22 protein-coding genes are annotated in these 23516 nt (G+C 74.5%); 17 read left to right on the forward strand and 5 right to left on the reverse strand.

Translation table 11 applies throughout. From position 1 onward, the window contains the following. The first annotated feature begins 53 nt into the window (after positions 1 to 53). The 5 genes from ACFWEG_RS10820 to ACFWEG_RS10840 all read left to right on the forward strand — a co-directional run bounded on the left by ACFWEG_RS10820 (position 54) and on the right by ACFWEG_RS10840 (position 7216). On the forward strand, positions 54 to 1679 hold the full coding sequence (locus ACFWEG_RS10820; protein WP_387211991.1) for a glycosyltransferase family 2 protein: 1626 nt from the start codon (positions 54 to 56) through the stop codon (positions 1677 to 1679). After that, positions 1676 to 2707 carry a glycoside hydrolase family 26 protein gene (locus tag ACFWEG_RS10825; RefSeq protein ID WP_387211994.1) on the forward strand — a complete coding sequence of 344 codons (1032 nt, stop codon included), beginning with the start codon at positions 1676 to 1678 and terminating at the stop codon, positions 2705 to 2707. The genes ACFWEG_RS10820 and ACFWEG_RS10825 overlap by 4 nt, the downstream gene beginning before the upstream one ends. Then, a complete protein-coding gene (locus tag ACFWEG_RS10830; RefSeq protein WP_387211997.1) occupies positions 2704 to 4635 on the forward strand; it encodes a glycosyltransferase family 39 protein in 1932 nt (643 codons plus the stop codon). Before ACFWEG_RS10825 ends, ACFWEG_RS10830 begins: the two co-directional genes overlap by 4 nt. Beyond that, the gene (locus ACFWEG_RS10835; protein ID WP_387212000.1) at positions 4632 to 6278 is read left to right on the forward strand and encodes a glycosyltransferase family 39 protein; all 1647 of its coding nucleotides are present in this window, start codon (positions 4632 to 4634) and stop codon (positions 6276 to 6278) included. Before ACFWEG_RS10830 ends, ACFWEG_RS10835 begins: the two co-directional genes overlap by 4 nt. 203 nt (positions 6279 to 6481) lie before the next feature. After that, positions 6482 to 7216, forward strand: a complete 735-nt coding sequence (locus ACFWEG_RS10840) for a polyprenol monophosphomannose synthase (RefSeq protein WP_387212062.1) — start codon at positions 6482 to 6484, stop codon at positions 7214 to 7216. 52 nt (positions 7217 to 7268) lie between these two features. Here ACFWEG_RS10840 and ACFWEG_RS10845 read toward each other — a convergent pair whose 3' ends face one another. Both ACFWEG_RS10845 and ACFWEG_RS10850 read right to left on the reverse strand, forming a co-directional pair. Then, on the reverse strand, positions 7269 to 7934 hold the full coding sequence (locus ACFWEG_RS10845) for a GtrA family protein (RefSeq protein ID WP_387212002.1): 666 nt from the start codon (positions 7932 to 7934) through the stop codon (positions 7269 to 7271). A gap of 94 nt (positions 7935 to 8028) precedes the next feature. After that, entirely contained in the window at positions 8029 to 8907 is an 879-nt protein-coding gene (locus ACFWEG_RS10850; RefSeq protein WP_387212005.1) for a hypothetical protein, read from the reverse strand. An 80-nt stretch (positions 8908 to 8987) separates the two neighbouring features. On the opposite strand from ACFWEG_RS10850, the gene ACFWEG_RS10855 reads away from it, so the two are divergent. From ACFWEG_RS10855 to glmM, 4 genes are all read left to right on the forward strand, one after another. After that, on the forward strand, positions 8988 to 10607 hold the full coding sequence (locus ACFWEG_RS10855) for an ATP-binding cassette domain-containing protein (RefSeq protein ID WP_387212008.1): 1620 nt from the start codon (positions 8988 to 8990) through the stop codon (positions 10605 to 10607). Between the two features lie 436 nt (positions 10608 to 11043). After that, positions 11044 to 11487: a 50S ribosomal protein L13 gene (gene rplM, locus ACFWEG_RS10860; protein WP_387212011.1), complete on the forward strand. Its 444-nt coding sequence runs from the start codon at positions 11044 to 11046 to the stop codon at positions 11485 to 11487. Between the two features lie 42 nt (positions 11488 to 11529). After that, on the forward strand, positions 11530 to 12057 hold the full coding sequence (gene rpsI, locus ACFWEG_RS10865; protein ID WP_387212014.1) for a 30S ribosomal protein S9: 528 nt from the start codon (positions 11530 to 11532) through the stop codon (positions 12055 to 12057). Positions 12058 to 12205: 148 nt separating this feature from the next. Then, entirely contained in the window at positions 12206 to 13564 is a 1359-nt protein-coding gene (glmM, locus tag ACFWEG_RS10870; RefSeq protein WP_387212017.1) for a phosphoglucosamine mutase, read from the forward strand. A 140-nt stretch (positions 13565 to 13704) separates the two neighbouring features. Here glmM and ACFWEG_RS10875 read toward each other — a convergent pair whose 3' ends face one another. Together ACFWEG_RS10875 and coaA are read right to left on the reverse strand one after the other, a co-directional pair. Then, a complete protein-coding gene (locus ACFWEG_RS10875; RefSeq protein WP_387212020.1) occupies positions 13705 to 14676 on the reverse strand; it encodes a DUF389 domain-containing protein in 972 nt (323 codons plus the stop codon). A 61-nt stretch (positions 14677 to 14737) separates the two neighbouring features. Further along, on the reverse strand, positions 14738 to 15727 hold the full coding sequence (gene coaA / locus ACFWEG_RS10880) for a type I pantothenate kinase (RefSeq protein WP_387212065.1): 990 nt from the start codon (positions 15725 to 15727) through the stop codon (positions 14738 to 14740). A 128-nt stretch (positions 15728 to 15855) separates the two neighbouring features. Between coaA and ACFWEG_RS10885 the strand changes: the two genes are divergently transcribed. The 6 genes from ACFWEG_RS10885 (at position 15856) to ACFWEG_RS10910 (ending at position 21571) form a co-directional block, all read left to right on the forward strand. Continuing rightward, positions 15856 to 16227, forward strand: a complete 372-nt coding sequence (locus tag ACFWEG_RS10885; protein ID WP_387212023.1) for a holo-ACP synthase — start codon at positions 15856 to 15858, stop codon at positions 16225 to 16227. Between the two features lie 397 nt (positions 16228 to 16624). After that, the gene (locus ACFWEG_RS10890) at positions 16625 to 18070 is read left to right on the forward strand and encodes an NAD(P)H-hydrate dehydratase (protein ID WP_387212026.1); all 1446 of its coding nucleotides are present in this window, start codon (positions 16625 to 16627) and stop codon (positions 18068 to 18070) included. A gap of 79 nt (positions 18071 to 18149) precedes the next feature. Continuing rightward, a complete protein-coding gene (gene alr, locus ACFWEG_RS10895) occupies positions 18150 to 19328 on the forward strand; it encodes an alanine racemase (RefSeq protein WP_387212029.1) in 1179 nt (392 codons plus the stop codon). 14 nt (positions 19329 to 19342) lie between these two features. Further along, positions 19343 to 20653, forward strand: coding sequence for an alpha/beta fold hydrolase (locus ACFWEG_RS10900; RefSeq protein WP_387212032.1), 1311 nt, complete (start codon positions 19343 to 19345; stop codon positions 20651 to 20653). 11 nt (positions 20654 to 20664) lie between these two features. After that, positions 20665 to 21195, forward strand: a complete 531-nt coding sequence (gene tsaE, locus ACFWEG_RS10905) for a tRNA (adenosine(37)-N6)-threonylcarbamoyltransferase complex ATPase subunit type 1 TsaE (protein ID WP_387212035.1) — start codon at positions 20665 to 20667, stop codon at positions 21193 to 21195. A 199-nt stretch (positions 21196 to 21394) separates the two neighbouring features. Then, positions 21395 to 21571, forward strand: a complete 177-nt coding sequence (locus ACFWEG_RS10910; RefSeq protein WP_387212074.1) for a hypothetical protein — start codon at positions 21395 to 21397, stop codon at positions 21569 to 21571. Positions 21572 to 21608: 37 nt separating this feature from the next. Here the strand turns inward: ACFWEG_RS10910 and ACFWEG_RS10915 are convergent, their stop codons facing one another. Continuing rightward, positions 21609 to 22163, reverse strand: a complete 555-nt coding sequence (locus ACFWEG_RS10915; protein ID WP_387212038.1) for a hypothetical protein — start codon at positions 22161 to 22163, stop codon at positions 21609 to 21611. 215 nt (positions 22164 to 22378) lie between these two features. Here ACFWEG_RS10915 and tsaB point away from each other — a divergent pair, with 215 nt between their 5' ends. Next, positions 22379 to 23032, forward strand: a complete 654-nt coding sequence (gene tsaB / locus ACFWEG_RS10920) for a tRNA (adenosine(37)-N6)-threonylcarbamoyltransferase complex dimerization subunit type 1 TsaB (protein ID WP_387212041.1) — start codon at positions 22379 to 22381, stop codon at positions 23030 to 23032. Between the two features lie 29 nt (positions 23033 to 23061). Then, complete coding sequence (gene rimI, locus ACFWEG_RS10925) at positions 23062 to 23505, forward strand: ribosomal protein S18-alanine N-acetyltransferase (protein WP_387212068.1); 444 nt, start codon at positions 23062 to 23064, stop codon at positions 23503 to 23505. Positions 23506 to 23516 lie beyond the last annotated feature (11 nt).

Here is a 23516-nt window from a genome sequence, read left to right on the forward strand (position 1 = left end):
TGGGGTGGGCCGGGGAAACGCCGGTGACATGGCCGGTCGGCCGGGGGGCTTCGATGAGCGCGGTGCGGTACGCGGAGGCGAGGGGGCGGGAGCGGCGGCGCCGCCGCGGAAGCGGCAGTTCCGCGGGCCGGAGCGGACCGGCGGGAGCTGCGCACGGCCTGCTGCCGGTGCCGCCCGACGACCGGGAGAAGTACGCCTACGCCACCCGCCACCTGTGGGTTCTCACCTTCGGTTCGCTCGTCGGATTCGCCTGTCTGGCGATGAGCCAATTCCTTTTCACCGCCTCCAGTCCGTGGTTCTGGCTGATCCTTCCGCTGCTCGCATTCGCGGTCGCGGATTACCTGATCTCGCTGTACCTCGACGGGTTCAGCAAGGATTTCGATCTTCGCCGGCACCGTTCCCTGGTGCGCGACTGGCGGCCGGTGGACCCGCCGTCGGTGGACGTGTTCCTGCCGGTCTGCGGCGAGCCGCTGGAGGTGCTGCACAACACCTGGGTGCACGTGAACCGGCTGGCCGGCACCTACCGCGGCCCGGTGCGGACCTATGTGCTCGACGACGCGGCCGACCCCGAAGTGGAGGCGATGGCTGCCGACTTCGGGTTCGTCTACGTGGTGCGGCCCCGGCGCGGCTGGTTCAAGAAGGCCGGGAACCTCCACCACGCGTTCGGGATCACCGGCGGCGACCACATCCTCATCCTGGACGCGGACTTCGCCCCGCGCGCCGACCTCCTGGACGAGCTGCTGCCGCACATGGACGACGACCCGGCCGTCGGGATCGTCCAGTCGCCGCAGTTCTTCCGCACCCTGGACCGGCAGAACTGGATCGAGCGCGGCGCGGGCGCCGTGCAGGAGCAGTTCTACCGCTCGGTGCAGACCTCGCGGGAGGACAAGGAGGGCTCGATCTGCGTCGGCTCCTGCGCGGTGTACCGGCGGGCGGCGCTCGCCGACATCGGCGGGATCTCGCTGATCGAGCACTCGGAGGACATGTACACCGGCTTCGACCTGCGCGCGCTCGGCTGGCGGCTGCGGTACGTGCCGGTCGCGCTCTCCGCCGGCGTCTGCCCGGACAGCGCGTCCGCGTTCCACCACCAGCAGTACCGCTGGTGCATGGGCTCGCTGTCGCTGCTGACCAGCAGGCGGTTCTGGGAGATGGACCTCCGCTTCAAGACCCGGCTCTGCTACGTGTCGGGCTTCCTGTACTACCTGCAGACCGCGCTGCTGACCTTCCTCGCCCCGCTGATCCCGCTCTCCCTGCTGGTCCTGCGGCCCGACCTGCTGCGTGCCGAGGCGAGCCTGCTCGTGCTCCCGAGCCTCGCCTACGTCACCCTCGTGCTGCCGCTGTGGCACCGGGCGCCCTACCGCCTGGAGGCGTGGGCGGCCCGGCTGATGTACGGCTGGTCGCACGTCTTCGCCGTCTGGGACGTGCTGCGCGGCCGGGAGATGGGCTGGCGGCCGACGGGCTCGGACGGGGCCAGGAAGAGCGGCATGGGCCGGTACTGGACCGGGATGATCGGCTGGTCCGGCGGCACGGCCGCGCTGTGGGTGGGCCTCGCGGTGTACCGGCTGCTCACGGGCTACCCGCCGGACTACGCGCTGATGCTGTCCGCGGGCCTGTTCTACGCGATCGTCGTCGCCCGGGTGCTGGTCCAGCCGCGCGCCGCCGAGGCGGTGGCCGTGTGAGGGGCGCCGGAAGGGTACGCGGCCTGCTCGCCGCCGCGGTCCTGGCGGGGCTGCTCGCCGGGTGCGGGACGTTCTCCGACGAGGGCCGCGAGGAGTACCGCCGCAGCCAGGGCGAGGCCGCGCCGCCCGCGGGACCGGAGGCGTCGCCCTCCGCCGAGGAGCAGGCGGAACTCCCCTTCGACGTTCGCCCGTTGCTCGATCCGGAGAAGAAGTACTTCGGCGTCGCCGCCGACGGGGCGCCCGCCTCCCTGGAGGCCGTCGAGCGGTACGCGCGGGACGCCGGGAAGAAGCCCAACGTCATCGAGTTCTACGCGGCCTGGGGCGACCGCTACGAGACGGACCTCGTCGGCAACGCCTGGCGCTACGGTGCCGTGCCGTACATCGCCTGGGAGCCGTTCGCGAAGAGCCTGAAGAGCATCGCGGCCGGCGGCAGCGACGCCTACATCCGCGAGTGGGCCGTCGCGGTGCGGGAGTTGAACGTGCCGGTGGCGCTCAGCTTCGCGCACGAGATGAACGGCCACTGGTACCCGTGGGGGACGGGGAAGGCGACCCCGAAGGAGTTCCGCGACGCCTACCGGCGGGTCCACGACATCTTCGTCGAGGAGCGCGCCACCCAGGCGATCTGGGTCTGGAGCCCGAACGTCGTCAACCCCATGCCGGACGTCGAGTTGGAGCCGTACTGGCCCGGCGAGACGTACGTCGACTGGATCGGGGTCGTCGGCTACTACGGGGCGCAGGGGCCCGCGACCTTCGACACCCTCTACGGGCCGACGATGCGTCAGATCCGCACGTTCAGCGACAAGCCTTTCCTGATCGCGGAGACCGCGGCGGAGGCGGGCGAGACGAAACCGGCGGCCGTCGCCGACCTGTTCAGGGGGGTCGCCGCCCGGAAGGACGTCATCGGGTTCGTCTGGTTCAACTTCGACAAGGAGTCCGACTGGCGGATCACCAGCGGCCCCGCCTCGCTCAAGGCCTTCCGCGCCGGGGCGCGCAACCCCGCTTTCGGCTTCGACGTGGGCGCACCGTGAGCGGCCGCCCCCGCCCGCCGCGTTGGGCCCGCGACCGGACCCCGGACCCGCAGGAGTACGACGAGACGGCGGCGTACGGGCAGTACCCGGCCGTGGAGGCCTACCGGCAGGGCGGCGCACCCGGCGCGCAGACGCCGTCGTACGCCGACACCGGTGCGTACGCCCACGCCGGAGCCGCGCAGGCCCCGGTGCGGGAGTACGTCTCCCACCCGGACGCGCCCTACGCGCCGAACCCCGACTTCGGGACGGTGGAGGTGCGGGCGTGGGACCCGTACGCGGTCGGCCGGCGGCCGCAGCCGTTCGTGCCCGTGCACGAGACGCAGCCGACACCCGTCCACGGGACGCCGAAGGCGGTGGTGCGGGAGCCGGGGTACACCCTGCCGGCGGTGCCCGAGTCGGCGTGGTCGGTGAGCTCGCGGCGCGGCGTGCTGCTCGGGCGGGTGGTGCTGTGCCTCGTGCTGCTCGTGCAGGCGGGCCTGTCGCTGCGGCTGAAGGGCACCGCGTTCGTCGACGAGGCGCTGTACATCTCCGCCGGCGGCTACCAGCTGGAGCAGTGGCGCGAGGGTACCCCGCTGCCGCAGGACTTCGCCGGGTACTTCTCCGGCCACCCCAAGCTGTACCCGGTGCTCGCCGCGCTCGTCGACGAGCGGTTCGGGCTCGGCGGGGTCCGGCTGACGAGCCTGGCCTTCATGCTCGCGGCGACCGCGCTGCTCTACGCCCTCACCCGGCGGCTCTTCGACATCCGCTCGGCGCTGGGCGCGGCCGGGCTGTTCTCGGTGCTCCAGTCGACGATGTTCCTCGGCAACTTCGCCACCTTCGACGCGGCCGCCGTCCTGCTGCTCGCCCTCGGCGCCTGGGCGGTCGTCCGCACCGGCTCCGCGCACCCGCTCGCCGTGCTGCTCGCCGCCCCGCCCGCCGCGCTCGCCTTCGGCGTGAAGTACGCCGCCGGGCTCTACCTGCCGACCCTGGTGGTGCTCGCCGTGATCACCGCCGGCCGCCGGCCGGGCCTCGACCGCGGGACCGGCGCCGGGCGCGGGGCGGCCGGGGCGCTCGGCCGGGGCCTGCTGCTCGGTGCGGGCATCGCCGGCCTGCTCGCCCTCGGCTACCTGTACTCCGAGCCGCTGGGCGGGATCAGCGGCACCACCACCGGCCGCGCCAAGGGCACCGACGCCCCGCTCGACCTGCTGTACGCGAGCGCCGAGTGGGGCGGACTCGTCTTCGCGGCCGCGCTCGGCGGCTCGATCGCCTACGCGCTGCGGGCGCGGATGGTCGAGCGGCCCTGGATCGACGGGATCGCCCCGGGCCGGGCCCGCCGGATCGCGCTCGGCACCCTGCTCACCGGCACCGCGCTGCTCGCCCCCGCCTACCAGATCCACCTCCAGTCGCAGATCTCGCTCTTCAAGCACGTCGGCTTCGGCCTGCTCTTCGCCGCGCCGATGGCCGGCCTCGGCCTCGCCCGGCTCGTCGGCCCGCACTTCCGCCACCCCCAGCTCGGCATCCTGCTCTACGTCTCGACGCTGGTGTTCGGCATGGTGCAGGCGCAGTCCGGCTACAGCGTCGCCGACTCCGCCCCGATGACCGCCTACCTGCGCACGGTCGTCGACGGCGAGGGCCGCTACCTCGCCGACGAGTCCGAGATCACCACCTACTACCTGCGCGACCGGACCGACTGGGGGCAGTGGCAGAACACCTTCGGCATGGAGTACCGGCCGGAATCCGGCGAACCCCTCGCCGGGCCCGAGGCGTTCGCCGCCGCCGTCCGCGACGCCCGCTTCGACGCGATCGTGCTGCGCGGCGACATCTACCCGCAGAACACCGACGCCGCCGAGAAGGCGCTCAAGGGCAACCCGCACTACCGGCTGACCGCGGTGTTCCCGATCACCACCTCCTTCGGCACCGGCAGTTACCGGATCTGGGTGAAGCGATGACCCTCGACGCCCCGGCCCGCCGCCGGAACCGCGCACCGTCGCCCGACCCGGCCGGCGCCCCCGGCGGGCGGGCCGCCGCGCGCCGGGCCCGGGAGAAGGCGCGGCAGGGCGCCCGCGGGCCGGGCCGCGGCGGGCGGGCGGTCGCCGCCGGACTCTTCCTGCTCCCCACCGCGCTCGCCCTCGCGCTGATCCTGCCGGGGATCGGCGACCGCCAGCTGTGGCGCGACGAGCACGCCACCTGGTGGGCCGCCACCCTGTCGATGCACGACCTGAGCGTCCTCATCCGCACCATCGACGTGGTGTTCACGCCCTACTACGTGGCCATGCACGCCTGGATCGCCGCCACCGGCGACTCCGAGACCGCGCTGCGGATCCCGGCGGCGGTCGCCATGGCCTGCTCCGCCGGTCTGCTCGCGCTGCTCGGCCGGCGGATGTTCGTCCCCCGGGTCGGGCTGATCGCCGGGCTCGCCTACGCCGTCGTCCCCACCGTCACCCGGTTCGGCCAGGAGATCCGGCCGTACGCGTTCGCCGTGGCCGCCGTGCTGCTGTCGACGGTGCTGCTCTGCCGGGCGCTCGACCGGCCGACGTTCAGGGTGTGGGTCGGGTACACGGTGTCCGTGCCGCTGGTCGGCTGGAGCCATCTGGCGTCCCTCGCGGTGCTCGCCGCCCACCTGGTGATCGTCCTGACCGCCCGCCGGGACGGCGACCGGATCGCCGGCTGGGCGTACGCGGCGGCCGCCGGGCTCGGGGTCTGCTTCGTGCTGCCGATGGCGCTCTCCGGCTCCGGGCAGAGCGGGCAGATCGCCTGGAACAACCCCGGCCGCAGGGAACTCCTCGATTTCCCGACGAACCTGTTCGGCAGCTGGGAGGTCGCCGCGCCCGTCATGGCGCTCGGCCTGCTCGGGCTCTGCTTCGCCGGCCGGCGCGCCCTGCCGCTGGCCGTCTGGGTGCTCGCGCCCCCGGCGCTCACCTACGCCACCGCCGCCCAGCTGCACCTCTTCCTGCCGCGCTACCTGCTCTTCACCGCCCCCGCCTGGGTCCTCCTGGCCGCGGTGCTGATCGGCCGGCTCGGCGGCCCGGTGACGGGCCCGAAGGCACTGCGGCCCGGCGGCGGGCGGGCGGCGTGGCGGGCGCTCGCGACCCTCCTCGCGCTGGCCGCCGTGGCGGGCCTCGGGCTCCGGGCGCAGCCGGGGATCGAGGCGGCCCGCCGGCACGCCCCGAGCGAGCCGGACTTCCGGGGCGCGGCCCGCTTCATCGAGGCCCGCCAGAAGCCCGGCGACGGCATCGCCTTCAGCGGCGTCCAGACCGAACGCCGCGCGTTGGACTACGAGTTCAGGGCGAACGAGGGCCGGCCCGAGGACGTCCTGATGTACCGGACACCGCGGCAGACGGGCCGGTTCGACGCCGACGAGTGCCCGCGGCCCGCCGAGTGCCTCCTCGACACCCGCCGGCTGTGGCTGGTGGCGACGGCGCTCGACATGAACCCCTACACCGACATGCCGCCGCGGACGGCCGCCGTGATCCGGCGGGACTTCCGGGTGGTCGAGACCGAGAAGCTCGCCAACGTCCAGGTGCTGCTGTTCGAGCGGGCCGCGCCGAAGGGGCCCGGGAAGGGGGCGGCCGACCGCGAGGTGCACTCCTAGCGGCCGGCCCCGCCGCACCGCACCCGCATGACAACCGCGGGTCCGCCGACCACGCACGTCCGCACGTACCGCCGGGCGGTTCCCGCCCGTACCGTCCGTCCCGATCGCCGTCCGTCGAGGAGTGAACCGTGCCGAGCCTTCCCGAACCGCCCGCCGCCTCGGAGATACCGGGCGAGTGGGCCGCGCTGCCGCTGACCGTGGTGATGCCCACCTACAACGAGGCGGCCAACCTGCCGCGGATCGCCGAGGCCGTCATGGCGCTGCCGCTGCCCGGCCTCCACCTGAAGGTCGTCGACGACGACAGCCCCGACGGCACCGGCCGGATCGCCGACGAGCTGGCCGCCAAGTACAACGCCGGCGCGGGCGCGTCGCCCGACCGGCCGCGGATGAGCGTCCTGCACCGCGCGGGGAAGGACGGCCTGGGCCGGGCGTACGCGGCGGGGATGCTCGCCGCGCTCGACGAGGGCGCGCGCTTCGTGGTGCAGATGGACGCCGACGGCAGCCACCCGGTGCACGTCGTCCCGCAGTTGCTCGGCACCGCCCTGTCGACCCGGGCGGGCTTCGTCGTCGGTAGCCGGTACGTCGACGGCGGGACCCTCGACGAGGAGTGGGGCCGCCACCGCCAGCTGCTCTCCCGGTTCGCCAACCGGTACGCGCGGACCGTCCTGGACACGAAGATCCGCGACATCACCGCCGGGTTCAACCTGTGGACGCACCGTGCCCTGCGCGACGTCGACCTGGCCTCGCTCGACAGCGCGGGCTACAGCTTCCAGGTGGAGCTGAAGTTCCTCGCCGTCAGGCGCGGCCACAACGGCGTGGAGATCCCGATCCGCTTCGAGGAGCGCACCGAGGGCGTCTCCAAGATGAACGTGGCCACCCAGGTCGAGTCGGCGCTGGTCCCGCTGCGGCTCCGCGTGCGCAACCGGCGGGGGCGGTAGGGCGGATCGGGCCGGCCGGGGGCGCGGCGGCCCGGGTGCGGCGTCGGTGGCGTCAGCGCCCGGGCGGCGACGCCACCACGGTCAGCGGCAGCGTCTCGGCCTCCGAGAAGGCGCCGTGCGCCACGTCGGTGAACAGGCCGTTCACCGCGCCGAGCGGGCGAGGCGGGCCGGAGGCCGCGGGTGCGGGTGCGGGTGCGGGGACGGGGAGTGGGCCGGTGGGCCCGGCCCCGGTCTCCGCCCCGGCCTGCACGGCCCCAGTCCCCGCCCCGGCCCCGGCCTGCGCGGCCGCGGCGCGGAAGACCCAGGTGCGGTAGGACCAGAAACGGAACAGGGTGGCGACGCCGATCCCGGCGAACTTGGCGAGGTTGGTCAGCAGCGGCCCGTCCAGGCCGAGTCCGTGCGCGGCGGTGAACAGCACCCCGTTCTCGATGACGAGCCCGGCCGCGCTGAACACCGCGAACAGCGTCAGCTCCCGGCGGCGGCCGCCCGCGGGCCGGTCCCGGTAGGTGAAGTAGCGGAAGCCCAGGTAGTTGGTCGCGACGGCGACGGCCGTGGCCAGGACGCTCGCCCGGACCGGCGGCAGCTGGGTGGTGAGCCGCAGCAGGTTGAAGACGGCCAGGTTGACGGCGATGCCGGAGAGCCCGACGAGGCCGAACCTGGCGATCTCCGCGAAGATCCTGCGCAGCGGTGACGGCAGGGCGTGCCGGCCGCCGCTCATCGTCGTCCCACCCCTGAGATCCCCCCGCCGACTTCCCCCCGGGCACCGCCGTGGGCCCCACGCTAGTGGGGCCGCGGGGGCGCACGGGGCGGTGTTACGGGGAATTCACAGCGGCGGACGCCTGCGCCTCGCCCCGGCGCTGGATCTGCCGGAAGGCGAACTCGGCGAGGTCGTCGCCGATGCGGAAGACGTCCTTGTCGGCCTTGGTGACGGGATCGCCGTCCAGGTGCCCGCCGAGCGTGAAGTAGGCGTACCGACCGGTGGAGTTGGCGGTGTTGCGGCACACCGTCGCCCGGCAGAACGCGGCGACCCCGGACCCGGTGAGCGGCAGGACGCTGCTCCCGGCCGGTTTGGCCGCCTTGACCTTCGCGGCCTGCGCGCGGGTGTCGAAGACGGCGACCGCGACCGTCACCGCGGCCCCGTCCCTGGTGTACGTGGCGCGCAGCAGCTGCCGGCAGCCGTTCGCGTCGAGCACCCCGGCCATCGCCGGCTGCACGCCCTTCGCGCACGACCGGTCCTGGTCGAGCGGGCCCTTCCTGTAGACGATTCCGGCCATGGTCAGCGTCCGGCCGGGGAACAGGGCCTCCACGCGCAGCGGGGCGGTGTCCTTCGCGGCGCTGTCGATGAACTCCTGCGGGTCGGGCAGGACCGGCGGGGCGACGGAGGAGAAGCTCGGGGCTGCGGTCGTCGGGCCGCCGGGCGGTTCGCCGCCCGCGGGCAGCTCGGCGGCGGGCGGCCGGGCGTCGGAGGAGCCGGCGGGCCGGTCGGCGGAGACGATCGCGTAGGCCACGGCCGCGCCGATCCCGACGATCGCCAGGGCGGCCCCGCCGATCCCGAGCAGCTTCCGCCGCCGGTTGCGCGCGGCGGCGGCGTCGGCGAGCGCGGCCCAGTCGGGAGTGGCGGGAGCGTGCGTGTACGGCTCCCCGTGCCGCGGCTCGCGCCGCGCCCAGGGGTCCCAGCCGGGATCGGTCATGCCCGGCATCCTAGGGCCTGGCGCGCACCCCGGACGGAACTCGTTTGGCCGCCCCCGCGGCCGACGGTGACAATGCGCCCATGGGACATCTGGAAGCCGCACACCTCGAGTACTACCTCCCCGACGGGCGGCCACTGCTGGGCGACGTCTCGTTCCGGGTGGGGGAGGGGGCGGTCGTGGCCCTGGTCGGGCCGAACGGGGCCGGCAAGACCACCCTGCTGCGGCTGCTGCAGCGGGAGCTCCAGCCGCACGGCGGCACGGTGACGGTCACCGGCGGGCTCGGCGTGATGGGGCAGTTCGTCGGCTCGGTCCAGGACGAGCGGACCGTGCGCGACCTGCTCGTCTCCGTCGCCCAGGACCGGATCCGCGAGGCGGCCGCCGCCGTCGACCGCGCCGAGCACGCGATCCTGACCGTCGACGACGAGAAGGCGCAGATGGGTTACGCGCAGGCGCTCTCCGACTGGGCGGAGGTCGGCGGGTACGACGCCGAGACCGTCTGGGACATCTGCACCACCGCCGCGCTCGGGATGCCGTACGACCGGGCGCAGTTCCGCGAGGTGCGCACGCTCAGCGGCGGCGAGCAGAAGCGGCTGGTCCTGGAGGCGCTGCTGCGGGGGCCGGACGAGGTGCTGCTGCTCGACGAGCCGGACAACTACCTCGACGTGCCCGGCAAGCGGTGGCTGGAGGAGCGGCTGAAGGAGACCCGCAAGACGGTGCTCTTCGTCTCGCACGACCGCGAGCTGCTGTCCCGGGCCGCGGAGAAGATCGTCAGCCTGGAGCCGGGCCCGTCCGGCGCGGACGCGTGGGTGCACGGGGCCGGGTTCGCGACCTTCCACGCGGCGCGCGAGGAGCGGTTCGCCCGCTTCGAGGAGCTGATGCGGCGCTGGGAGGAGGAGCGGGCGCGGCTGAAGGCGCTGGTCCTGCGGCTGCGGCAGCAGGCGGCGAACAGCCCCGACATGGCCTCGCGGTACCGGGCGATGCGGACCCGCTTCGAGAAGTTCGAGGAGGCGGGGCCGCCGCCGGAGCCGCCGCGCAAGCAGGACATCCGGATGCGGCTGCGGGGCGGGCGGACGGGGGTGCGGGCGGTGGTCTGCGAGCAGCTGGAGCTGACCGGGCTCATGAAGCCGTTCGACCTGGAGGTCTACTACGGGGAGCGGGTCGCCGTGCTCGGGTCGAACGGGTCGGGCAAGTCGCACTTCCTGCGGCTGCTCGCGGGCGAGTCCGTCGCGCACACGGGGTCCTTCAAGCTGGGCGCGCGGGTCGTCGCCGGGCACTTCGCGCAGACGCACGCGCACCCGGAGCTGATGGGGCGCACCCTCGTCGACATCCTGTGGTCGGAGCACTCCAAGGACCGCGGGGCGGCGATGGGGGCGCTGCGGCGGTACGAGCTGGAGCGGCAGGGGGACCAGGGGTTCGAGCGGCTCTCCGGCGGGCAGCAGGCGCGGTTCCAGATCCTGCTGATGGAGTTGGCCGGGACGACCGCGCTGCTGCTGGACGAGCCGACGGACAACCTCGACCTGGAGTCGGCGGAGGCGCTGCAGGAGGGGCTCGAGCAGTACGAGGGCACCGTGCTCGCCGTCACCCACGACCGGTGGTTCGCCCGCGCCTTCGACCGGTACCTGGTCTTCGGCTCGGACGGCGTCGTCCGGGAGACGGCGGAGCCGGTCTGGGACGAGCGCAGGGTCGTGCGCGAGCGGTAGGCGGCTCCGCGGGGGCCTTGGGCGGCGGCAGCGAGGAGCTTCGCGGCTCCGCCGCGGGGGCCTTGGGCGGCGGCGACGAGAGGGTTCGCGGCTCCGCCGCGGATACCGGCCTCCGGCCGGTGGCCTCAAGCGCCGGCCGGGCTGGATTTCTTTGCCGGCCTGGGCGGGGATGCTGCCGGTGCCGGGCCGGGAAGCTGCTGGTTGTCGGCCGGCTCGGCACCGCGTTTTGACCCGTCCGGGCGGGCTTGGGTATTCTGCTGGTTCGTTATGCGTATTGGCTTGGTCGTTCTCACGCGAGGGGCCCTTACGCAGGTCCGCCGGACCGGTGGGAAGCGGTAGGTGCCCGGGTTGCGTCCCCGAGGTGCCACCAGTGCTGCCCCAGGGCTCGGCGGCCTTGTCAGGACCACTCACTGAAGAAGCGAAGAAGGCTACGAACGTGCGTACGTACAGCCCCAAGCCCGGCGACATCACTCGCCAGTGGCACGTCATCGACGCCCAGGATGTCGTCCTGGGCCGTCTGGCGACCACCGCCGCCAACCTCCTGCGCGGCAAGCACAAGCCGATCTACGCGCCGCACGTCGACGCCGGCGACTTCGTCATCATCATCAACGCGGACAAGGTCCACCTCTCGGGCAACAAGAAGACCCAGAAGCTGGCCTACCGCCACTCGGGCTTCCCGGGCGGTCTGCGTTCGGTGCGCTACGACGAGCTGCTGGCGAAGAACCCGGAGAAGGCCGTCGAGAAGGCCATCAAGGGCATGATCCCGAAGAACACCCTGGGTCGTCAGGTGCTCTCGAAGCTCAAGGTCTACTCGGGCTCCGAGCACCCGCACGCCGCTCAGCAGCCCGTGCCGTACGAGATCACCCAGGTCGCGCAGTAAGTCCGGCCACCCCCTAAGACGAACAGAAATCTGAGGAGCATCGTGGCCGAGACCACTGCCGAGACCCCCGTCGAGAACGTCGAGGGCGAAGAGAACTACGCGGAGGTCACCACCTTCGAGTCCGAGGCGCCGCTGGAGGGTGAGTACACCTCCGAGTCGAACGCGGCCCGCTTCGGCGACCCGCAGCCGGCCGCCGGCCTGGGCCGTCGCAAGAACGCGATCGCGCGCGTCCGCATCGTGCCGGGCACCGGCAAGTGGAAGGTCAACGGGCGCACGCTCGAGGACTACTTCCCGAACAAGGTGCACCAGCAGGAGGTCAACGAGCCCTTCAAGGTGCTCGAGCTGGACGGCCGCTACGACGTCATCGCCCGCATCTCCGGCGGCGGCGTCTCCGGTCAGGCCGGTGCGCTCCGTCTCGGTGTCGCCCGCGCGCTGAACGAGGCCGACGTGGACAACAACCGCCCGGCGCTGAAGAAGGCCGGCTACCTGACGCGTGACGACCGTGCGGTCGAGCGCAAGAAGGCCGGTCTCAAGAAGGCCCGCAAGGCCCCGCAGTACAGCAAGCGTTAACCAGCGCCTGCCCGCAGGACAGCTCCACGCGTACGCCCCGGCCGCACTTCGTGTGCCGCCGGGGCGTTCGTTTATCACGCAGCAGGACACACAAGGCTTCAGTTCGGCGCGGGTCAGGGACGGCCCGGTAGATCTTCGGAGGACGACAGTGGGACGACTCTTCGGCACGGACGGCGTGCGCGGGCGGGCCAACGCGGATCTGACGGCGGAGCTCGCGCTCGGCCTCTCCGTGGCGGCGGCGCACGTCCTGGGCGAGGCCGGCTCCGCGGCCGGCCCCCGGCCGGTGGCGGTCGTCGGACGCGACCCGCGGGCCTCGGGCGAGTTCCTGGAGGCCGCGGTCGTGGCGGGCCTGGCCAGCGCCGGTGTGGACGTGCTGCGGGTCGGTGTGCTGCCCACCCCGGCCGTGGCGTACCTCACGGGCTCGCTGGGCGCCGACTTCGGCGTCATGCTGTCCGCCTCGCACAACGCGATGCCCGACAACGGCATCAAGTTCTTCGCCCGCGGCGGCCACAAGCTCGCCGACGAGCTGGAGGACCGCATCGAGGCCCTCTACGAGGAGCACCGCACCGGCGAGCCCTGGGACCGGCCCACCGGCGCCGGCGTCGGCCGCGTCAAGGACTACGACCAGGGCTTCGACGCCTACGTCGCCCACCTCGTCGCCGTGCTGCCGAACCGGCTCGACGGGCTGAAGGTCGTCCTCGACGAGGCGCACGGCGCGGCCGCGCGGGTCTCGCCGGAGGCGTTCGCCCGGGCCGGCGCCGAGATCGTCACCATCGGCGCGACGCCCGACGGCCTCAACATCAACGACGGCTGCGGCTCCACCCACCTCGACCTGCTGAAGGCGGCCGTCGTCGAGCACGGCGCCGACCTCGGCATCGCGCACGACGGCGACGCCGACCGCTGCCTGGCCGTCGACGCCTCCGGCGCGGAGGTCGACGGCGACCAGATCCTCGCCGTGCTCGCCCTCGCGATGCGCGAGCAGGGCACCCTGCGCGGCGGGACCGTCGTCGGCACGGTCATGTCGAACCTCGGCTTCAAGCTCGCCATGGAGCGCGAGGGCATCGCCCTGGAGCAGACGGCCGTCGGCGACCGCTACGTGCTCGAGTCCATGAAGGAGCACGGCTACGCGCTCGGCGGCGAGCAGTCCGGGCACGTCATCGTCCTCGACCACGCCACCACCGGCGACGGCACCCTCACGGGCCTGCTGCTGGCCGCGCGCCTGTGCGCGACGGGCCGCACGCTCGCCGACCTCGCCTCCGTCATGGAGCGGCTGCCGCAGATCCTGGTCAACGTCCCGGACGTCGACAAGTCCCGCGTCGACAGCTCGCCCGAGCTGCGCTCCGCGGTCGCCGACGCGGAGCGCGAGCTGGGCGCGACCGGCCGCGTACTCCTGCGCCCCTCGGGCACGGAGCCGCTGGTCCGCGTCATGGTCGAGGCGGCCGACATCGACCAGGCCCGCTCGGTGGCGGGCCGCCTGGCGGACGTGGTGAAGTCCTCGCTCGGATAGGGCGGGTCGACGGTCACGGGCCCCGCCGGGCGGTGTTCCGGCGGGGCCCGCGGCGTTCGAGGGGGCCGCTGCGTTCCAGGGGCAGCGGCTTACTGCCCGCCCGTACGGCTCCCGTGCCCGGTGGCCCCGGATCGGCGCGGTCAGAGGGTCGAGGCGCGGCCCGGCCCCGCGCCGGTGCCGTCGCCTGCGCGGCGGCGTCCGACGCGCCACAGGAGCTTCTGCGCCAGCAGGGTGAGGACGCCCGCCACGACGATGCCGACCAGGTTGAGCAGCAGCTGCTCGGTGGAGCTCCACGCCTGCTTCTGGTCCTCGTAGAGGAACGCGACCGCCGCGTTGGCCGCGGCGGGGACGGTCGTCACCGAGATCGCCACGCCGACCAGCGCGCCCGACTTCGCCGAGGTCAGCGAGAGCATGCCCGCCGCTCCGGCCAGCACGGCCACGACGAAGGAGAACTCGTCGGGGGCGTAGATGAAGGCCGTGTTCGGGCGCTTGGCCTCCAGCTGATTCTCCGTGAAGAGGCCCATGGCGTCCATGAACCAGCTGAACCCCAGCGTGACCAGCATCGCCACCGCGAACCCCGCGAGGAGCGCGACCAGCGACCGCAGCGCGAGGCGCGGCCTGCGCTGCACGACGGCCGTGCACACCCCGGCCAGCGGCCCGAACTCGGGTCCGACCGCCATCGCGCCGACGATCAGGATCGCGTTGTCGAGCACCACACCGCACGCGGCGATCATGGTGGCGAGGGTCAGGAACGCCAGGTAGGTGATCGAGAGCGTCGACTCCTCGTGGGTCGCCTCCGTCAGCTGCTCCCAGAGCACCGCGTCCGCGCCCTCGCCGGGCGCGTCCTTCTCGGCCTGCTCGGCGCGCGACGACAGGGTCAGGTCGACGTCCTCGACGCTGATCGCCCCGCACTCGTCGATCCCCGCCCGCCGCAGCTCGGCGATCAGCCCGTCCCCCGCCTCTCGGGCCACGTCGCACAGCACGACGTCGCCCGCCGGGATCCGGGCGGCCCCGTCGAGCACGGCGAGGTGGGCGGTGCCGACGGTCTTCTCGATGAGTGCGACCACCTCGGCCGTGCGGTCGGCCGGGACGATCATCCGCAGGTGCAGCATGCGGGCAGGGTAGCCGCCGCGGCACGGGCGGGGCGCGGGCCGGGGTGGTAGTGGGGCCGGGCTAGAGCTTGCGCAGGCTGAGCCGCTTGACCTTGTGGTCGGGGCCCTTGCGGACGACGAGGTCGGCCCGTCCGCGGGTCGGGGCCACGTTCTCCACCAGGTTCACCTTGTTGATGGTCCGCCAGATCGTCCGCGCGTACGCCATCGCCTCCTCCTCGGAGACCTGCGTGTACTTGCGGAAGTACGACGACGGGTCCTGGAACGCGGTCTCGCGCAGCGCGCGGAACCGGTTGAGGTACCACTGCTCCAGGTCCTCGGCGCGCGCGTCGACGTACACCGAGAAGTCGAAGTAGTCGGCGAGACCGACCCGGGTCCGGCCGTCCTTGCCGGGCAGGGCGGGCTGCAGGACGTTGATGCCCTCGACGATCAGGATGTCCGGGCGGCGGACGGTGAGCCGCTCGCCGGGCACGATGTCGTAGATCAGGTGCGAGTAGACCGGCGCGGAGACCTCGTCCTTGCCGGCCTTGATGTCCGCGACGAACCGGGTCAGCGCGCGCCGGTCGTACGACTCGGGGAACCCCTTGCGCGCGGTGAGCCCGCGCGCCTCCAGCTCCTTCATCGGCAGCAGGAACCCGTCCGTCGTCACCCGCTCCACCCGCGGGTGCTCCGGCCAGCGCGCAAGGAGTGCCTGCAGCAGCCGGGCGACCGTCGACTTCCCCACGGCGACGCTCCCCGCCACGCCGATCACGAACGGCGTCCCGGCCTGGCTGCCGGTCTCGCCGAGGAACGTGTTCAGGCTGGCCCGCAGGCCGTCCGTCGCCTGCACGTGCAGGTTGAGGAGCCGGGACAGCGGCAGGTAGATGTCCCGCACCTCGTCCAGGTCGATGACGTCCCCGAGCCCCCGCACCCGCTCCACCTCCTCCGCGGTGAGCGGCAGCGGCGTCTTGTCCCGCAGCGCCACCCACTGCTCCCGGGTGAGGTCGACGTACGGCGTCGGCTCGGCCGGCCGGCGGGGGGAGGTGGCGGCTGCGCCACGCGTCGAGACGGCTATCACCCGCCCATTCTCCCGCGCGACGGGCGCGAGTGGCGGGTGGGGTGTGTCACCCGAGGGCGGAACGGGGGCCGCGGCGCTGCGGCCGCCCGCCGTGCGGTCCGGCCGGTCGGGCTATCGTGCGGCCCATGAGCATCATCGGCGTCGGCATCGACGTGGCCGGGATCGACCGCTTCGCCGCGGCGCTCGCGCGCACGCCCCAACTCGCCACCCGCCTCTTCGTCGACGCGGAGCTGACCCTCCCCGGCGGCGAGCGCCGCGGCCCCGCCTCCCTCGCCGCGCGCTTCGCCGCGAAGGAGGCCCTCGCCAAGGCCCTCGGCGCCCCCGCGGGCCTCCTCTGGACCGACGCGGAGGTCTACGTCGAGCCCAGCGGGCAGCCCCGTCTGAAGGTCACCGGCACCGTCGCCGCGCGTGCGTCCGCGCTCGGCGTCCAGAGCTGGCACGTCTCCCTGAGCCATGACGCGGGCGTCGCCTCGGCGGTGGTCATCGCGGAGGGCTAGTGCGGGTGGGGCCGACGCCGGGCAGGGTGCGGTCGCTGCACTGGGCACGTTGCGCTGTGCCCACCCTTCCCCGAGCTCTCGGCTTCGCTCGAGCAGGGGAGACCCCACTCACCCAGCGGCACGATGGCCCACAGCGGGTAGCGGCTGACATTGCCGCCGAGCGGCACGAATCCCAGAGCGAGCTGGGCATTCTCAGCCAAGCCGGCAAATATCTCAGCCCGTCCGGCGTTCGAGGCCGCCCGGGCGGAGCCCGGGTACTGCGCCGCTAGGCGCAAAGCCGCCCGGCGAGGGCCACGCAGCGGAGCTGCACGTCGATACTGCGGGAAGGGGCGGGTGGGGGAGAAGTCCCCGCGGAGCGGGTCCACCGGCCCGCGGCCGAACGAGTGAGGAGAACCGTATGCGTCAGGCGTACAGCGTCGAGCGGGTCCGCTCCGCCGAGCGGGAGCTGATGGCCGCGCTCCCCGACGGCGCACTGATGGCGAGGGCCGCCGCCGGCCTCGCCGCGACGTGCACCCGCCTCCTCCGCCGCACCGGCAAGCTCTACGCCACCCCCGTCACCCTCCTCGTCGGCACCGGCGACAACGGCGCCGACACCCTCCTCGCCGGCGCCCGCCTCGCCCACCGCGGCGCCGCGGTCCGCGCCGTCCTGCTGAACCCCGACCGCACCCACCCCACCGCCCTCGCGACCTTCCTCCGCAGCGGCGGCCGCCTCTCCACCGACCCGCTCGCCGACATCGCCCGCGCCGCCCTCGTCCTCGACGGCATCACCGGCATCGGCGGCAAGGGCGCCCTGCGCGACAACGCCGTCCCCCTCGCCCGCGCCGCCGCCGCCTCCGCGGCCACGACCGTCGCCGTCGACGTCCCCAGCGGCGTCGACGCCGACACCGGCGAGGTCGCCGGCGAGGCGGTCCGCGCCGACGTGACCGTCACGTTCGGCGCGTACAAGCCCGGCCTGCTCGTGGACCCCGGCCGTGGGCACGCGGGCACGGTCCACCTGGTCGACATCGGCCTCGACATCCCCGGCGCGCCCGACGCGGAGTCGCCGCAGCACGCGGACGTCGCCGCCCTCCTGCCCGGCCCGACCGCGGAGAGCGACAAGTACCGCCGCGGCGTGGTCGGCGTCGTCGCCGGCTCCCGCCGCTACCCCGGCGCCGCGGTCCTCGCCGTCGCGGGCGCACTGCACGGGGGCGCGGGCGCGGTGCGGTACGTGGGCTCGCCGGAGACCTCGGACGCGGTGCTCGCGCGGTTCCCCGAGGTCCTGGTCGGCACGGGCCGCGTCCAGTCCTGGGCGGTCGGCCCCGGCCTCGGCGACGAGCCCGACGCCCGCGCCGCCGTCGCCGACGCGCTCGCCTCCGACGTGCCCGTCCTCCTCGACGCCGACGGCCTCGGCCTCGCCGACCCCGCCGCCGTCCGCGCCCGCACCGCCCCCACCCTCCTCACCCCGCACGCCGGCGAGGCCGCCCGCCTCCTCGGCGTCGAGCGCTCCGCCGTCGAGGCGGCCCGCCTCGCCCACGCCCGCCGCCTCGCCGCGGAGTTCTCCGCGACCGTCCTCCTCAAGGGCTCCACCACGGTCATCGCCTCGTCCCCTGCCGCCCCCGGCCTCGCCGCCCCCGTCCGCGCCAACCCCACCGGCACCCCCTGGCTCGCCACCGCCGGCAGCGGCGACGTCCTCTCCGGCCTCACCGCCTCCCTCCTCGCCACCGGCCTCTCCGCCCCCGACGCCGCCGCGACCGGCGCCTACCTCCACGGCCTCGCCGGGCGCACGGCGTCGGACGGCGCCCCCGCCACCGCGATGACCGTGGCCGCCGAGCTCGCCGCCGCCTGGCGCTCGGTCACGGGCTGAGGGACCCCGGCCGGGCGGGCCCGGTCCGCCCCGTGAACGCGCCGCCGTCCCGCCCGACCCCTCTGAGACACTGTGCGCGATGAACGAGACAGCGACGCCACCGTCCCGCGCCCGTGCCGAGATCGATCTCGCCGCGGTGCGCGGCAATGTGCGCGCGCTGCGGGAGCGTGCGCCCGAGGCCGCGTTGATGGCGGTGGTGAAGGCCGACGGGTACGGGCACGGGGCGGTGCCGGTGGCGCGGGCCGCGTTGGAGGCGGGGGCGGGCTGGCTGGGGACGGCGACCCCGCAGGAGGCACTGGCGCTGCGGGCGGCCGGGCTCACCCGGGTGCCCGTGATGTGCTGGCTGTGGACGCCGGGCGGACCGTGGCGGGAGGCCGTCGAGGCGGACGTCGACGTGTCGGTGAGCGGGATGTGGGCGCTGCGGGAGGCCGTGGCCGCGGCCCGCGCGGCGGGCCGGACCGCACGGGTGCACCTGAAGGCCGACACCGGCCTGGGCCGCAACGGCAGCGCGCCCGCCGACTGGCCGGAACTCGTCGCCGCGGCCCGCGCCGCGGAGGCCGAGGGCGCGGTGAAGGTGACCGGCCTGTGGTCGCACTTCGCGTGCGCGGACGAGCCGGGCCACCCCTCGATCCAAGCCCAACTCGACCTCTTCACCGAGCTCGTGGCGTACGCGGAGGCCGCCGGCCTCGACCCGGAGGTCCGCCACCACGCCAACTCCCCGGCCACCCTGACCGTCCCCGCCTCGCACCTCGACCTGGTCCGCACCGGCATCGCGCTCTACGGCATCTCGCCCAGCCCCGAGCTCGGCTCCTCCGCCGACCTCGGTCTGCGCCCGGCGATGACCCTCACCGCCGACCTCGCCCTCGTCAAGCGCGTTCCCGCAGGCCACGGCGTCAGCTACGGCCACCACTACGTCGCGCCCGGCGACACGACGCTCGGTCTCGTCCCCGTCGGGTACGCCGATGGCATTCCCCGCCACGCATCGGGTACCGGTCCGGTACTGATCGGTAGCAAGTTGCGCACCGTGGCGGGGAGGGTGGCGATGGACCAGTTCGTGGTGGACCTCGGCGGCGACACGCCCGCCGCCGGCGACCGCGCGGTGCTCTTCGGCCCCGGCGACCGGGGCGAGCCCACCGCCGAGGACTGGGCGCGCGCGGCCGGGACCATCGCGTACGAGATCGTCACCCGCATCGGCCCGCGGGTCCCGCGGATCTATCGCAACGGGACGGCCGGAGCGGCGAACGGCAGCAGCCAGTAAGGGAGTTCGGCACGGTGAGCGAGACCAGCAAGGGGCGTGACGCCGCCGCGGCCGTGACCGCCGCCGTCGACGCCGTACCGGCCGAGGGCTCCTGGCGCAGGGCCGGCATCGCGGGGGCCGCGATCGGCGTGATCGCCGTCGGCGCGGCCGCCGGGGTCACCCTGGAGCGGCTCACCATAGGCCGCGGCATGCGCAGGAAGGCCCGCCTCGCCCTGGACTCCGCCGGCCCGTACGGCACCCTGCGCGGCACCCCCGGCACCGCGGTCTCCGACGACGGCACGAAGCTCGCGTACGAGGTCGACGACGTGGCCCCCGAGCCGGCGCCCGCCGCACGCCGCCGCCGGCGCTTCGGCCGCCGCCGGGCCGCCCCCGTCACCGTCGTGTTCAGCCACGGCTACTGCCTCACCCAGGACTCCTGGCACTTCCAGCGCGCCGCCCTGCGCGGCGTCGTCCGCACCGTCCACTGGGACCAGCGCAGCCACGGCCGCTCGGCGCGCGGCGTGGCGCAGCAGCGCGGCGAGCCGGTCACCATCGACCAGCTCGGCCGCGACCTCAAGGCCGTCATCGACGCGGCCGCGCCCGAGGGCCCGATCGTGCTGGTCGGGCACTCGATGGGCGGCATGACGGTGATGGCGCTCGCCGCGCAGTACCCGCAGCTGATCCGCGAGCGGGTGGTGGGCGTCGCGCTCGTGGGGACCTCGGCCGGCGGGCTCGGCGAGGTCAACTTCGGGCTGCCGGTCGCGGGCGTCAACGCGGTGCGGCGGGTGCTGCCCGGTGTGCTCAAGCTGCTCGGCGACCGCGTCGACATGGTCGAGAAGGGCCGGCGGGCCACGGCCGACCTGTTCACCGGCCTCGTCGCCCGGTTCTCCTTCGGCTCCGACGACGTCGACCCCGCCGTCGCCCGGTTCGCCGAGCGGCTCATCGAGGGCACGCCGATCGACGTGGTCGCGGAGTTCTACAACGCGTTCGGCGAGCACGACAAGGCGGCCGCGCTCGACCGCTTCGCCGACCTGCCGGTCCTCGTCCTCGCCGGGGCGAAGGACCTGGTCACCCCGAGCGGCCACAGCGAGGCGATCGCAGCCCTGCTCCCCGACGCGGAGCTGGTCGTCGTCCCCGACGCGGGCCACCTGGTGATCCTGGAGCACCCGGAGACGGTCAACGCCCACCTCGCGGGCCTGCTGCGCCGCGCCGGGGTCGGCGGGGGGACGGGCCGGCCGGCGGATCCGGCCCGCCAGGACCGGCCGCAGCCGGTGGCACCCGGCCGGGCGCGGCCGCGGCGTGCGGGTCGCTCCGGTCGCGGGGGAGATCCGCCGGCCACCCCCTAGCATCGGATCCCATGGGAACACCGCAGAATCCGGCGGGCGCAGGCCCCGCCGAAGCCGTCACCGCAACCGCCTCCGCCCGGCTGACCGTCGAGTCGCCCGAGGCGATGAAGGCCTTCGGCCTCCGGCTCGCGAAGCTGCTGCGCCCCGGGGACCTGGTGCTGCTCACCGGGGAGCTGGGCGCGGGCAAGACCACGCTGACCCGCGGCCTCGGCGAGGGCCTCGGCGTCCGCGGCGCGGTCACCTCGCCCACCTTCGTCATCGCCCGCGCCCACCCGTCGCTGACCGGCGGTCCGGCGCTCGTCCACGTCGACGCGTACCGCCTGGGCGGCGGGCTCGACGAGATGGAGGACCTCGACCTCGACGTCTCGCTCCCGGAGTCCGTGATCGTCGTCGAGTGGGGCGACGGCAAGGTCGAGGGGCTGTCCGACAACCGGCTGCACGTCGTCATCGAGCGGGCGACCGGCCAGACCGACGACGACGTCCGGCAGGTCGCGCTCCACGGCGTCGGCGAGCGGTGGGCGGGGGTCGCGCTGGACGGCTGAGGGCGTGCGGGCGGGGGTCCGGTCGTATCGTCCGACGGCCGTCAACATCCCGACAGCCCGTCGGGAAGATGTTGCGCAACGGGTGTGGGCCGTGGTGACATGGGGTATTCCCCCTTTGGTTAGGTCTACCTAACCAGAGCCGGCCCCCGTCCTTCAGGAGGCGACAGTGCCGACACCGGAACGTGGGACACGCCCACCCGTGTCCATGCGCGACCTGCTGGCCTCCTGTGCGGCGGCCGCGACCGTCTCCACCCCGCCCGAGCCGTCCGCGTCCGCGGAGGACGAGGAGCGCGCCGCGCGACCGCGGGCCCTGCGCCGGGACGGGCGGGAGGGGACCGCGGGCCCCGCGGAGCCCCTGGAGCGCGGCGCGGCCTAGTGCCGGAGGCGCGTGCGGGCCGGGCGGGGGCGTGCCGCTACGGGACGACGACCACGTCGGTGCCGATGCCGGCGAAGAGCCACATCGCCTCGCCGTCGGCGCGGGACTCGCGGATGCCGCCGGTCTCGCGGTCCGGGTCCGGCGCGGGGGTCGAGCCGTCGACCGCGGCGCTGAAGCCGATCGGGGTCTCCGAGCCGCCGCCGAAGCGGACCACGTGCTCGATGCGGGCCCCGTCCGAGCCGGTCGTCGACTTCGAGCGGGAGGACACCGGGGTGGTGCCGAGCGCCGGGTCGACGGTGCCGGGCGTGACCTCGAAGGTGCGCGAGACGTCCCCGGTCTCGGTGACGAGCCAGACCCGGTCCTGCCCGAGCGAGTAGACGACCCGCTGCCCGGTGCCGGAGTCGGCGGGCAGCGCCTTCGGGTCGGTCTTCTTCCCGGGGGCCTTCGGGGCGGTGGACTCCTTCGAGGAGCCGCCCTGCTCCTTGCCCAGGTCGGCCGGCACGTTCGCCGAGGCCTGCCAGCCGAGGAATCCGACGACCGCGAGGGCCGCGGCGGTCAGCCCGGCCACGATTCCCGAGCTGCGACTTGCCACCCTGGCTCCCCATTCCGCCTGCGAAGCACCTGCTCCGGCGCCGCTTCCGCTTTCGCGGCTGACGTTAGCAGCACCGCCCCCGCCCGCCACCGGGGCAGGCCGGACGGCTCGACGGCGACCCCGGCGGCCCCTCCGCCCTGCCCCCCGAGGCCTCCTGGACGGTGCCCTTGCCGTTCCGTTCCGCGTCGCGTGCCGGGAGCGCCTACTCTGTTGACGTGCTTCTGCTCGCTCTGGATACCGCCACGCCCGCCGTCACCGCCGCGCTCCACGACGGCGAGCGCGTCGTCGCCGAGACGTCCCAGGTCGACGCCCGCCGGCACGGCGAACTGCTCCTCCCGGCCGTCGACCGGGTCCTCGCCGACGCCGGCCTGAAGCTGGAGGCCGTCACCGGCGTCGTCGTCGGCACCGGCCCCGGCCCGTACACCGGCCTGCGGGTCGGGCTCGTGACCGCCGCGTCCTTCGGCTCCGTGCTCGGCGTGCCCGTGCACGGCGTGTGCACGCTCGACGGGCTCGCCTACGCCGCCGAGGTGGAGGGACCGTTCGTCGTCGCGACGGACGCCCGCCGCAAGGAGGTCTACTGGGCGCGGTACGAGGACCGGCGCACCAGAACGGGCGAGCCGGCCGTCGACCGGCCCGCGGAGATCGCCGAGCGGGTCGCCGGGCTGCCCGCCGTCGGCGCGGGCGCGCTGCTCTACCCCGACACCTTCCCCGACGCCCGCGCCCCCGAGCACGTCTCCGCCGCCGCGCTCGCGGCGCTGGCGGCCGAGCGGCTCGCGGCCGGCGAGGCCTTCCCCGACCCGCGCCCGCTGTACCTGCGCCGCCCCGACGCGCAGGTGCCGAAGAACTACAAGGTGGTCACCCCGAAGTGACCCCGCCGAACGCCACGACCCTGCGCGAGATGCGCTGGTGGGACATCCGCGCCGTGCTCGCCCTGGAGAAGGAGCTGTTCCCGCAGGACGCCTGGTCCAAGGGGATGTTCTGGTCCGAGCTGACCCACTCCCGGGGGCAGGGCGCCACCCGCAGGTACGTGGTCGCCGAGGACGCCGGGGGCCGCCTCGTCGGCTACGCGGGCCTCGCCGCGGCGGGCGACCAGGGGGACGTGCAGACGATCGCCGTCGCCGAGGACCACTGGGGCAGCGGCGTCGGCGCCCGGCTCCTCACCGACCTCCTCGAACACGCCTCCGCGTTCGACTGCGCCGAGGTGCTCCTGGAGGTGCGCGTCGACAACGTCCGCGCGCAGAAGCTCTACCACCGCTTCGGATTCGAGCCGATCGGCTTCCGGCGCGGCTACTACCAGCCCGGCAACGTCGACGCGCTCGTCATGCGGCTCGGGAAGCTCTGAAGGGAACGAAA

Origin of the sequence: Streptomyces sp. NPDC060194, from assembly GCF_042728285.1 — a bacterium.
Lineage (GTDB): Bacteria > Actinomycetota > Actinomycetes > Streptomycetales > Streptomycetaceae > Streptomyces.